Source organism: Kitasatospora sp. NPDC091257 (genome assembly GCF_044757675.1).
In the GTDB taxonomy this organism is placed as follows: domain Bacteria; phylum Actinomycetota; class Actinomycetes; order Streptomycetales; family Streptomycetaceae; genus Kitasatospora; species Kitasatospora lactacystinica.
Map to the genome: position 1 here is coordinate 1 of NZ_JBIVVI010001814.1, position 1,166 is coordinate 1,166.

Annotated in this window: 1 protein-coding gene and 1 pseudogene; both read left to right on the forward strand. The window is 76.7% G+C overall.

Annotated elements, in window-relative coordinates; genetic code table 11:
• Positions 1 to 90: 90 nt before the first annotated feature.
• Positions 91 to 264 (forward strand): hypothetical protein, encoded by a 174-nt coding sequence (locus ACIQOV_RS42225; protein ID WP_359905710.1) that lies wholly within the window; start codon positions 91 to 93, stop codon positions 262 to 264.
• Positions 261 to 1,070 (forward strand): annotated as a pseudogene (locus ACIQOV_RS42230) (MBL fold metallo-hydrolase); the annotation flags it as partial. The gene ACIQOV_RS42225 and the pseudogene ACIQOV_RS42230, both read left to right, overlap by 4 nt.
• Positions 1,071 to 1,166 lie beyond the last annotated feature (96 nt).

The window sequence follows — 1,166 nt, forward strand, 5'->3', positions numbered from 1 at the left end:
GGGCCTCCCGGGCCCCCGTACCGGCTGCGGGTCGTACACCCCGCAGGACGCGACCTTCCCGTACCGACGCAGAGAGAGGACCGACGCCCGATGACCCACAACGACGTGGCTCGCCGGACGGCGCCCGAGATGCCCGCCCGCCGTCTGACTCCCCGTGACCCCGCCTGCGTGAGCCAGGTCCCGTTCGTCGAGGTGGCGCAGCGCGCCCTCGTCCGGGCACTGCCGCTGCGGGCCCTGCACCGAGACGGCGGAGGCGGCCGGTGAGCGGACTCCTGCCGGGCGACCCCGCCGCCGCCGTCGGCGGCGAGGCCACCCCTCGGGCGCTGTGCGTGCTGGCACCGAACCCGTCGCCGATGACGCTGGACGGCACCAACACCTGGCTGCTCTCCGAGCCCGGCTCGGACCTCGCGGTGGTGATCGACCCGGGCCCGCTGCACGAGGGCCACCTGCGCCGGGTGGTCGACCTCGCGCGGGAGCGGGGCAAGCGGATCGCGCTGACCCTGCTCACCCACGGCCACGCCGACCACTCCGAGGGCGCGGCCCGCTTCGCCGAGCTGACCGGCTCCGAGGTGCGGGCCCTGGACCCGGCGCACCGGCTGGGCTCGGAGGGCCTGGTGGGCGGCCAGCGCCTGGACGTCGGCGGCCTCGACCTGCGGGTGGTGGCCACCCCGGGGCACACCTCGGACTCGCTGACCTTCCACCTGCCGGACGACGGTGCGGTGCTCACCGGCGACACCGTGCTCGGCCGCGGCACCACGATGGTCGCGCACCCCGACGGCCGGCTGGGCGACTACCTGGACTCGCTGCGCCGGCTGCACACCATGGCCTCCCAGCACGGCGTGCGCACGGTGCTGCCCGGCCACGGCCCGGTGCTCGGGGACGCGCTGGGCGCCGTCGACTTCTACCTGGCCCACCGGGCCGCCCGGCTCGCCCAGGTGGAGACCGCGGTCGAGGCGGGCTGCCGGACCGCGCCCGAGGTGGTGGCCCGGGTCTACTCCGACGTGGACCGGGCGCTGTGGCCGGCCGCCGAGCTGTCGGTGCGGGCCCAGCTGGACTACCTGGAGGACCACACGGTGACGCCGACGGCCCGGCCGCTCGCGAGGTCGACGGCGGCGAAGTTCACCGACTCGCCCGCGGCCGCTTCCGCGATCCGGGTGTCGAGGATC